We start from the raw sequence: 11,646 nt of genomic DNA, 5'->3' as shown, positions 1-11,646 counted from the left end.
TATTAGCATGGAACAGGAATTTATAAACAATATAAGTATTCAAAGCCACAATAATAGTGATTTTGAGCGCGGTAAGGCTCAATGGGCATGGCTACATAAAGTAATATCTATATACTCGAAAGAGGATATTTCGTCGGTTACTTCCTCGCCATTTGAGGCCACTACTTGGGAGTTAGAAGGGGAAGCTTATAATTTGCATTTCGAAAAATTTATTCCTTCAGAAAGCTATTTACCTTTGCAGACTATTCTTAAAATACTGTTGGTCTTAACCGTGAAATTCCACGGTACGTCTCCAAGCTATGCCAGAACTTGCATTATGGAAATTATAACTAAAATAGTTCCAACTTTGGAAGTGGATAATAACCCATTGTTAAAGGCCAAACCAGGTTCTCCCTTCACAAGTTTTGAAGAGCTATCGCCCAATGACATTTCACTAGCTCTAACTTTTATCTACCAAAGCTATGGCACGCTGAGCCGTCGAGCTATCACCGCCTTAGATTGGATTGAGAAATTCCAATACAACGAGCATCTTGCTTTGGTTTGTGGAGGGTTCATAACTCCTTGGACTAATGAAGGTGTGTCTCTACATGCATGGTACTACAATCATTCTGAAATACTAACTGATGTCGTTAGAACAAAGAAACCCTTCGCTGCACTAACGGATCAGGCAGTATCAAACATTGTGAAAATAGCGATGCCATTTTTTGATGGGTTAACGGTATCTACGGAAGGAGGAGTAGAGATGGTTGACAAAGACTTTGAAGCGCATGGTTTAAAAATTATGAAGTACATACGAGACTTTTCAGTTGGGAAAGGTGATTTAGATACATATACTTTAACGAGACAGATTGGCGAGGACATAACTTTTAAAAAACTGTTAAAAGAGCATTCAGAGTTATTAAAATCATACCCAATACTAAAGCGACATATCTTTAAAGACGATAACACTAAAGACCGTATATGGCTGAAGGTTAACTGGTTTAAAGAGCTTTTTGAGCTAGCTCGAAATGCTGCTATATGGATATTGGCGCTAACTACAGGATTAAGAAATAGTGATCTACGTAACCTCAAGGCTGACTGCCTGCACTATAGCGAACATTATCGCATTTGGTTTATTCGTGCAGATTTAAAAAAAACAAAGAACACCATCCTTATTCCTATTGGTGAGCCTACAGTTAAAGCTCTAAAATTACTCAACTGGTTGCGATTGGATAAAGATGAAGATTCTTTGCTTCAGATTAAAGTTTATGCCCATAGAGGAAAGGCTTCAAGCCATAAAACGTTAAGAATAAATAAAGGGGATACGTTAAATTCATATCTAAAAAAATTTGCATCAACCATTGGTATAAAACTAGATACTATTTCTGATAATGATGATGAAGCAACATGTCATTGCATAAGAGCAACACTCGCTGGTTATGTTGGAAGGAGTAGCACTTTAGCAATCTTAATCCTTAAAAAGCTATTCGGTCACTCAAACAACCTAATGCCTGAGCAATACATTATGCATAATCGATTTGTGCAAGAGGAGCGAAAGAAGCAAATCCTCGAAATGCAATCACAAACAGCACACAATATAGCTAAAGCTATTGCTGATGGAGAAATTTCAGGTAGCAAAGGCGAGGAACTACTAAAAGGCGCAGCTTACTTAGAATCTGAAATTCGAACGGAAATGATTAAGGAGTTAGGATTAACAAACAACAGTCTTACTGAGGCGGATGTACATAAGCGCCTTGTCGATACTCTAACTCAGCTAATTTTTGATGATATGCAAAATGAGCAAACACATACCTTGCTAACTCCAATGGGGGTCATTTGCATGAGAGCTACAAATCATAGTAGTGATAGTCCATGCACTGCAATAAGTAACAAGCTGGAGCGAGACAAAGCGGGTGTTAGTAGAGCAATGTTTGGAGCTTTACCTCAACTACCGAACCCTGCGCAATGTATAGGGGCATCTTGCAATGACGCACTGCTTACTAAACAGTATTCCATGCCGCTTCTAAAACAATTTGATTGGTATACCAATGTGTATCGAAAGATCACTGGTGATGTCAACAACATTGATGAAGATGCAAAGCACTTTGTAGAAACCTACTACCCAGTGATAGCGGAATCAGAAGCGCTTAATGATTCAAAACAATTCAAAGAAAACTACGGGGGATTGTTAAAGCAGCTCTATGCAAGTGAACGAGAGCAGGGGTATTTTGATGTCTAAAGAAGAAAAGCCCCAGACTAAGCGTGATAGTAGAACTCACGATCAGCGTGTTTCAGATCTAGAATCTGAATTTGGGAAACTAAAAATTGAAGCTATAGCAAATGGCAAAAAAACCATTGCTAGTGCAGCAGAAGTGCTAAAGGCGGCAAGGGTTAATAGAACGTACTTTTACAACAAAGGCAAGCTCAAGGATGCTACAGCATTAGCTAAATACCATGTGGTTCGTGATTCGGTTCAAAGATTCCAGAAGGACTTCGATAGTTACTGCGAAGATACAGTCGTCAACAAACTGCAGAAGGAAAAAGCGGAGGCTGATGAAGGGCGTAGACAAGTGTGCTTGGAACTTATCAATCAAGAGAAACAAATCGTATCATTGCAAGAAACGGTTGGAGTTTTAAAGCAAAAAGTACGTCTGCAAAGCGACCATATGTTTGATGTCGTTAACTTTGCATCTAGAGTGTCAAAATCCGAGAGAGGTATATTCAGTGAGGCGATAGTAATCTCCCCCGACAGGCACTTATGGAAGAATGGGCAATATCATTTCAACGATTTCGCCGTAAGAGAAAAAGCGTGGGAACTCTCTAGAGAGGAGCTTAATGAAGCGTTGCGTCGCTCATTACCTTCTCGCGTTTATTTGCTTGTAGGGCCACCTTGTGCAGGAAAAACTACTTGGGCTAAAGATTATTCGAATATTTTTCCAGAAATGCATTCAGTGATCATTGATGCGACGAATCTATCATATACCAGTCGTCTAGAATGGATATCACTAATAAACAAGCATCGTGCGAAGACCACCATAAAGATATGTGTGGTTGTATTTCTTGTAGCTATCACCACTTTGAAAGCTCGTAATAATCGCAGAGAACCGTCAAAGCGAATGGATGAAGAGTTTTTGTTGAATAAAGCAGAATCTCTCGAATTCCCAAACCTTCGAGTTGAAGACTTTGATGAAATGATTGTAGTAAGAGGTGAGTGATGACACGAGATGAATTAAAAGAAGCCTATGCTAACGAAAAAATTAGCAAGTGTGATATATAAGGTGAATGATGCTGAACTTGGGCTGGTAAATGGCTCAACGGGGATTGTTGAAGCAGAATCAATGACTGAAATAGAAGGTGTTGAGGTTCCAGTGCTGGTTGCATCGTTCAATGGTGAGCAGGTTATGTTGACAAGACGCGATATTCAGGACGATGAGAGCGGTACTTACCATTTACAACATGCTTATGGGATTACCTGTCATGCTGCTCAAGGCTCTGAGTTTGGTGCTGTCATAGTAGTTGTAGAAAAGTGCATTATGGTTGAGCGAAGTTGGTTGTATACAGCGCTAACACGAGCTAAATACAAGGTTATTTTGTTGGTAGAGGAGGATGGGCTGCAAGCAGCCATCAATGCAGGTTTTAAAGCAGACAATATCAGTGTGGGGTTGGATGTATGAGTGTATACCTGAGATATGAGGATGGCATTGATTACCCAATTGCATTTGATGAATGTACTCACACACCCGATAGGTTGATACTACGTTATGCAATCTGTAAGCACAGGTATCCGCAGCAAGTAGACACAAAGCTTAGAAAAAAATGTGGGATGAAGAGCGTAATTGATGCTGTTCAGCGCGTGACTTACTTGATTAATCAATTGGCAAAACAAGTTCAGACTGATGGCAGTATTGGTGTGCATTATTTGACAGCGACATACGTTGGCAATATGGAGCCCCTTATTAACAGTATGTACTACGAAGGGGGGTGGCTTGGAGATAGTATCGAACAGTACGTGAAAGCGTGGCGTCAGTTCTATCGATTCCTTACCTTGCAAGGTGTTGAACACGAAATGATGATGCCCCAAACGAACGAGGTGGTTATTGATCAAAGCCAGGATGATAACATTCTATCGCATACCGATCACAGAAATGAACAAGTTGGAGAAACGGAAACCGCCATTGATCAAAACTGGAAGGAACGCCACGATGATTATAAGGACTCCATACTGAGTATGGAGCAATTCTGGTTACTCTATGCAGAGCTACATAAAGTCGATTCAGTATATGCGGTAATGGCGTATACCGAATTAGTGACATGCTTAAGAATATCGGCTTTGATCAATTGCTTCCCGCTGGGCAGCAATAAATTGAATCCTAAGTGGTCTAGCTATCTAGAGATGAAACGCGACAACCTCACCAGTCAAAGACTTAGGTATATAGCCAAGGGCGGCAAGACCAAAAGTTTGTTAGCTCCAGTCAATATGATGGAGGTTTTTCACCATGTATATGAGAAACCAGAGAGTGGGTTAACATATAATCAGCGATTAAAAAAATATCGTGACAGATATTGCAAAACCAAGTATGCCCTAAATACTAGGCGCACGGCGAAGGAGTCTCCTACATGGTTGAAAAGAAACGGCACCCCAGTATCAGTAAGAGATTACCAGAACAAGATACAAGAATGCGCAAAACGTATTAATATCGAGGCTCATTCGCACATACTTAGGCACACAGGTGTTACTCAGATGCTTTACCGATATCTCAAAAATAACGGGTTACTAGCGAGTTTGAGCTATATGAATCAACTTATTGTGAATGACGCTCATACCATCTTGAAGCAGCATCTTGGGCATGTACGTGTTGCTACTACCAAAAGATACATCAGAACGATAGAACGCATCATACAAGAGTCGCAATTAGATATGTTACTAAATACGGCGCTATCGACATCTCGCAAACATCAGAAAATGCTTGATGATAATCCGATTCTTGCTAAAGGAGTGAAGATGCTAGAGAAAGCTATAGAAGGAGCTGATAAGCAGCTTGATTATAACACGGCTTAAACCTAATTCCCCCCCTTATATTCGATTGATTAGTCAAGCTCAAATGCCGCTTGTAGTGAGGAGTCTACGACGATGCGGATACTCGCCAGACTCCTAACTATATATCAAGGAATGCTCTGAGTTCCCTATCGTCACTTCCCTCGCCAAACCTGGCATTGCCTTCAGTGGAACAAATTTCAGCAATTTTGATAATATTCCAACAACAAATAATTTAAGGTAATTGAAAATAATTTGTAAAGCCTTTGTATAATTGAGTGTATGCGTCTAGCGAAGTACACCTAGCATCGATGTGCTGATTGTCTAAAAATACCTGCTCAATGATAAATTTGGAGCAGGTGATGAAAACATACAGAACAACTACTCAGTGGCAGATGCTACTTCAACAACGCGGCTCGTTTAGTTACCAAGAATACTTGGCTAGGAGAAAATCGAAAAGGCAAGCTCGTAACGCTTGGAATGAACCTGCTCTCACTGCTTTATAAGTTGCTGGGTATCAAACGATACCTTTGTGGAGGCTTGAGCCTAGTGCAGTGAAAGTTGCACGCTGGGTTCTTAGGAGGGCGGCACTTGGTAACAAGTGTCGTCTATCCGACAGAAATGTATTATCCATGCTAACTTGAAAATGGACAAAAACGCGTTACGAAGTAATGAAAGTCGGATAACCTCAGGTACGTCAAATTATATAGTTCACCTATCAATTGATGATCTGTTTTAGTCATCCGCCACACCATGTGCTAAAGACTAGCGTAATCTTTAATAATTGTGATTTTGAATATGGTGATACCCATCTAGCCTGTAAACGACCTTAGACCCTAATTCTGGGTGGATACCAATTTTTTCAAGCAACGCTAGATAGAGAAGAGCGTTAATGAAAGACGTGTATTTCTCTAATTCTCTATCATCAATTGTGTAAGCATAAGCATGGGTAATGTTATTCCTTAGATTAACAATACCTTGAACATCCTTATCTGTAACTGCTATTGATGTCCTAATTTCATTTGGTAATTTTTTGAGGAAGTCTTCTATACACTTGGAAGTGTTATACTTCATCATGTTTAACCTATCAATTCGAGAAATTAACTTTTTGATATCCTTACTTGTGCCTTTACCTTTCAATTTTTCCAGAATACATGCTTTAGATTCTTTCAAAAAAGCCTTTAAAGATTCAGACTCTACATACGTACTGGATTTAGTTGTTAGGCTTTCTAGCAGTCGAAAAAATCCTAAAAACTTCTCCTCATCAGATTTCATTCTTTGATATCTAAGATACCTAGTAAAAATGATTCTATCTTTTTCTTCTAGAAGGTAGTAATTACTAAACGCCTCCAGCGGAAACTCAGGAAGACCTTGATCATTAAATCTCAAGTTCAACCCAAGAGGGAATACAGGATAGTCACGCTCATGAGTTCGATTAGTCGTTGGGAAGTAAACACTTGTATTAGATGAAAATGTCTGACTTCCAGATGTTAAGGTAATTTCATTTACTTTAAAGTCCGAGCCAATGAGCAAAGTCATTAAGTGATAAAACTTCATATATTCAAAATGCAAATCGCTCATCGATACTGATGAATCAAATTGGATACTAAGCTTAGGTGGAAAGTTCAACCCTGAACTAAACTCGTACACATTATGGTGGGATTGGAAATGATAAAATAACCTAAGTTGTCCATAGCCTTTCAGTATTTGATTAAACTCTAGGGAATCAGATATTGGGTTAAGGGTGCGAGTTTGAAACTTTTCAACAAGCTCTTGCTGTAGCTCTGTATAACCGATCCACTTTTTAGTCATTTCAGATTTAACACAAAAGCCTATTGCCTCATCAAACGAGTGAAAGTGGCCTTCGAAACATACAACAAAACCCACCTCAAATTCATACTCAAAGAAACCGACTTGCTCATCAACAGCAGACTGTAAACATTGGCTACTCTGATAATGATTAGATAATTCAAATAAAAGGAAGTTCATATCAAACGCACTGCATTCGATCTTTGTCGATTCACTAAAATCGTATGATGGCCTTCTCTCCCCCATTACCCTCAAAGTACACCTATCTGGAGAAAGGATAAGCTTACCAGCAAAAAGCTTGTCCATATCCCTTACTGAAACAGTATAAGTATATGTCTTCCCAAGATTTAGTACTTTATCATCATCAAACAACTGCTTTACTCCATCCATTAAGATTTAACCATATGATATAACTCACGTATCCAATAATGTAAACAGAGAAACCTTAAAGGTAACCATTGAAAGCCAATGGGCTTAGACCATATTTCTTTGAGGAGCACGCCCATTACTTTTTGTATACCCAAGCCAATAAATTATTTGACCTAATAGGGCGAGCCTTAACTCATTTTGGGGCAAAAGTGAGTCAGCGTAGATCTCGCTGACTCGAAGTTGGACAAAAACGAGTTAGATACAAAACTCTAACTCGTCCGCTTAGGATTAGGAAAAGTATGTCAATACCCAGAACAAGCTCAAAGAATTACAGTGATTCGTCGAGTTTACGAGAAAAATGCACACTGTATATTTACGTTCCCCCAATTCACAATTAGCTTCTACCACATAGAAAATTACACCATTGTAAGGTCACAAATTTTCCAGCCTGCGTATTCCTGCTTCCCAACATGCTGTACAGGGAACCCAGACTTATCCATAGCCAAGCAAAGCAAGTGCTCAGGCCTTGAGAAGGCGACATATAACTGCTTCATGAACTTGATTTTTGTAGCGGCTGTTGGTTTCGTAATGTTTTCGGCTAGAATATAGTCAATTAATGACTTTAAATCATTTGAACGGAATTTTGTTTCCAAGACCAACGTAGCAGCATGTGTTTCACCTTTAACTGCATGAATTGTTGCAACTTCATTTTCGATTATTCGTCCTGCAACGTCTGTATAAACCTTGTTAGCGCAGACATTGTTGACAGTATCTGCGAGGGACGTATCACCTTCAAAATAGATAAACTCTTGAATTTGGGTCAAGTCATCCAAGTTCAAATAACTGAATAAAGTAGTGACTGACTGGTTCCATGCACCCTCTGTTATTTCATTTTCAATCAATGACTTAATCAAGATATTAAAGTCAATGGTTAAACCCGATTCTCTCAGGTATTTACGTATATATGTGGTTGAGTATCCAGATTGAGTGCCATCTTGGTGTGATAGTTTAGAATTAGATATTCGACCGCATCTGACAATTCCATCAAGAATTAGACGATATCCTTGATGCCCATCTTTTAGGCGACTCCCTTCATAAAAGTAATGAATAAGTTTGCTTGGCTTAAACGTATTTGTTGAATTCCCCTTATCAAATGAGTTGAGATAGTTACAAATGGTTAATCCATCATCCTTTCTAACACCAACGGCACCGACAGTTTTAATTGGACTTTTACAGTCTGCGGGGACTGCTTGTGCACACAATTCTGCAAAACTCTCAAAAACGTTGTGTCGCGATTTCTCGTCAACCAAAAAAATTGTGTGTAAGACTTGTTCTGGTGCAGCTGTATCTGAGTTCAGATTGATACGGTTGTAACTTAAATTTTTTGCCAGCAGCGCAACAGAATGGTTAAAGCGGTGACTGTCTTCGACTTTCTCTAAGGTAACTTGATTGTAAGTTTGATTTCCCTCTTCCCCACTACTATAAATAGCTTGGTCAGGATCGCCAAATCTTTGGAAGCTAACATTGTCATGTTGGAATATTTCGTTTAGCAATTCATCTTGGAACCTCTGGGTATCTTGCATCTCATCAACAAACACAACGGGGAAGCGAGACTGAAGTGAGCCTTTAATCGATGAATTATTTAGGATGTACTTCCTAGCAAACGCATACATCTCATGATAATAAAAGTACCCATCACTGATTAAACTAGATTTAACAGACTCTAAATTCTGGTAGCTTGCTGATGTTGAAATTCTTCTAAACCCAGGCACGGATAATATCAGCTCACCGTCAATGAGCTTATATTGTAGGTTTTGCAATGAAGATATGTGATTTCGTTCTAGGAAGATTCTAGTTCCTCTAGAGAGAAGGTGCCACCCTTTATTACAACAAATATCGTCGTCAACTTGGTTTACGTTATAACCTTCTGAGCGCAGGTATGGTACCGCAAGGAATCTATTTACAAACTCTTGAATTGTGCCAATAAAATGAGGGTATGACAGTAGCTTTTGACCATCAACACTCCGCTCAAGACGGTCTATTATTTCACCCTTGGCCACATTAGTATGAGTTAGTACGCATACACCTTGGTGCGCTTGTTTCCACTTTTTGGCAATGATGAGAAGCTTGGCTGCCACCATTGTTGTTTTGCCACTACCTGGGCAGGCCTGCACGTCATTGAATGTTTTGATTATCTGTTTTCTTGTAGTATCAAACGTTACATCCAGCTCTCTCTCAACTGTGCGGATATCTATATCATTGATCTCAATCATCTTGTTGCTGCTCCATTTCTAAAGGAAACGGTTCTGTTACATACTCAATAGCATCAACAATATAGGATGGTAACTTTGCTTTTAGATCTAGAGGGCGGTCTTTGTACTTAGATAGGATATCAGCCAGTGAATAACTAACTTCACTTTTCCCATCTCCTTTACCTTCGATAACGCCATACAGCTGGACAGCTCTTATTTGTGCATCAGTATTTAGTGCATCGTAGCCATCCATGCTGTTATTTATCGCTTGGTATAGCTCTTCGCTCAGTCCGTACTTTGCAAGGCAGAACTCAAACGTCCAGTCATTAGATATAAACGTTTTAACTAGCTCTCCATCAAACTCGGACTTTTTAGCTCTTTTTGCATCTACTTCGGCAGGGCTGAGTTCATTAAGCCAATACTTCAAGTTTCCGCCTTTACCACTTGGTTTTGGCTGTTTTTTGGTTTTAAAACCATAATCGTTATCACCAGTATCTTCGGCTTCATGTGGCCACAAATCTAAATCCGTGATACAAGCTACCTTGATAGGTAATGGTTGTGGATTTACTGAGGTAGGGCTGGATCGATAAGCCTTAGCGTAGCGCTTCCTTGATAAACCATTTACGCTTACTAGCGACACTCCATAGTCTTCTAAAGGCCGTCCAAGTAATTCCGCTATTTTGGGGATTAAAACTACCTCTGCAACCCCTTCAACTAGCAATACACCTTTTGCAAAAAACATATTTGCCTTTGTGGAATCCAAAAATTTCTCAAGGAAAACATAATCTTCGTCTTCGAGTGCTGTGCATCCCTTTCTTAGAGGGAAAGCTTGGCCTTCTTGCATTAGGATTAAACTATCTAAGGGGGCTTTTGATGCAAGTACGGGACTGTGGGTGGATAAAATGCATTGTAGTTGGCTATTTTCAGTTCGAAGATAATTAATAAACTTCAACTGTAACTGAGGGTGAAGGTGAGCTTCAGGCTCTTCTACTAGCAACAGAGGGTATTGCTCTTCCTCTTGCTTTATTAGCATTAACTCGGTAGCCATAAATAACAGACTGCTATAACCCAATCCGTGCTTAATACCTGAAGCATCAAGTTCAAGGGTTAGTTTTTCTAAAATGGATTTAAGAGCGAATGATTTTTCTGATTCGCTCATGTCTGCGTAGTCCTTGCTTCCTAACAAACTTAAGACTGGCGTAAATACATTCGCTCTGAATGTTAAAGAGTTCAGCAGGGTAGCTATATTGTCTTGCGCAGTTTGGATTGCGGCGTCTGACTGAATTTCCTTACTTGCATCAGTAAGTAGTTCAATAATACGCTGAGTTGCGCTCGTATCCCCAGCTAAACTGGCGTTACTTCCTAAAATTTGAGATAGCCTAGACGAGCGTCCAGCAGATAGTTCGGCTTCGGCATCACGTAGGGGTTTTAAATAAGTAGCAGCGAGGTACTCACGAAAGTCTCTTTCAATTATAGGGCCATCATTATTGATACCAGAACGGATTTCGGTCTTTATAAATTGAGATTTTTTGAAAGGGTTTGGGGCGAGTTTTGCTGAAAGAGTTATGAATAGAACTGATTTATCAACTCCAGGGGTTACTTCTTCATTTGTTAAATGTTCTAAAAATAAGCCAGACTCGCGTAGGGATAAGTCCTCAAACTTTAACTGGATTTGTAACTCATTTTTGCCATTTAGGAAGTCAGTACTCTTCAGGTTAACCCACTCCGCTGAAGTTGTATCAAGGACGAGTCGAATTGCATCGATAACAGAGCTTTTACCTGCATTATTTTCACCAACAAGTAAGTTTAGTCCCTTGTTGAAGGCCATAGAAAAATTTTCAAACTGTCTGAAATGCTGTGCTTTTAATTCTGATAGATACATAACTTGTAGACCGAACCGATTAACCGATGATTGTTCAGACATACTAACCCAGATCTATGCTAATATCATGTTTTGTAAGTGGTTATATGAGAAAGCACACGTAAGAGTTACTATTTGACGTGTTTGTAGGAACAGGCTCCCACCACCATCTCGCATAAGTAGTAGTATTGGAAATGCCTAAATAAATGAATGATGAATGAGTTAGGCGCTAACTAACAATGGGGCAATAACGATTTAGAGCGTTCACTCTAAGCCGTACCTGGACAAAAATAGTTTAAAGCTTGCGTTCTCAAAATATGAATTGGGATAATTTGGGTTTG

7 protein-coding genes are annotated in these 11,646 nt (G+C 39.5%); 4 read left to right on the top strand and 3 right to left on the bottom strand.

Annotated features, from left to right (window positions below; all coding sequences use genetic code 11):
• The first annotated feature begins 7 nt into the window (after positions 1-7).
• The 4 genes from ORI98_RS14105 to ORI98_RS14090 are packed head-to-tail and all read left to right on the top strand — an operon-like array spanning position 8 to position 5,038.
• Positions 8-2,218: a site-specific integrase gene (locus tag ORI98_RS14105; RefSeq protein ID WP_306135634.1), complete on the top strand. Its 2,211-nt coding sequence runs from the start codon at positions 8-10 to the stop codon at positions 2,216-2,218.
• On the top strand, positions 2,211-3,194 hold the full coding sequence (locus ORI98_RS14100; RefSeq protein WP_306135633.1) for a hypothetical protein: 984 nt from the start codon (positions 2,211-2,213) through the stop codon (positions 3,192-3,194). The genes ORI98_RS14105 and ORI98_RS14100 overlap by 8 nt, the downstream gene beginning before the upstream one ends.
• 27 nt (positions 3,195-3,221) lie before the next feature.
• Positions 3,222-3,653 (top strand): ATP-dependent RecD-like DNA helicase, encoded by a 432-nt coding sequence (locus ORI98_RS14095; RefSeq protein ID WP_306135632.1) that lies wholly within the window; start codon positions 3,222-3,224, stop codon positions 3,651-3,653.
• Positions 3,650-5,038: a hypothetical protein gene (locus ORI98_RS14090; RefSeq protein ID WP_306135631.1), complete on the top strand. Its 1,389-nt coding sequence runs from the start codon at positions 3,650-3,652 to the stop codon at positions 5,036-5,038. Before ORI98_RS14095 ends, ORI98_RS14090 begins: the two co-directional genes overlap by 4 nt.
• A gap of 753 nt (positions 5,039-5,791) precedes the next feature.
• Here ORI98_RS14090 and ORI98_RS14085 read toward each other — a convergent pair.
• The 3 genes from ORI98_RS14085 to ORI98_RS14075 all read right to left on the bottom strand — a co-directional run bounded on the left by ORI98_RS14085 (position 5,792) and on the right by ORI98_RS14075 (position 11,368).
• Entirely contained in the window at positions 5,792-7,213 is a 1,422-nt protein-coding gene (locus ORI98_RS14085) for a HEPN domain-containing protein (protein WP_306135630.1), read from the bottom strand.
• A gap of 395 nt (positions 7,214-7,608) precedes the next feature.
• Positions 7,609-9,465, bottom strand: coding sequence for a UvrD-helicase domain-containing protein (locus tag ORI98_RS14080; RefSeq protein ID WP_306135629.1), 1,857 nt, complete (start codon positions 9,463-9,465; stop codon positions 7,609-7,611).
• Entirely contained in the window at positions 9,458-11,368 is a 1,911-nt protein-coding gene (locus ORI98_RS14075; protein ID WP_306135628.1) for an ATP-dependent endonuclease, read from the bottom strand. The genes ORI98_RS14080 and ORI98_RS14075 overlap by 8 nt, the downstream gene beginning before the upstream one ends.
• Between the last annotated feature and the right edge of the window lie 278 nt (positions 11,369-11,646).

Origin of the sequence: Shewanella sp. ULN5, from assembly GCF_030731885.1 — a bacterium.
Classification (GTDB): Bacteria; Pseudomonadota; Gammaproteobacteria; order Enterobacterales; family Shewanellaceae; genus Shewanella; species Shewanella holmiensis.
The sequence above is the reverse complement of the archived record's forward strand: the minus strand, read 5'-3'. Positions and strand labels throughout refer to the sequence as shown.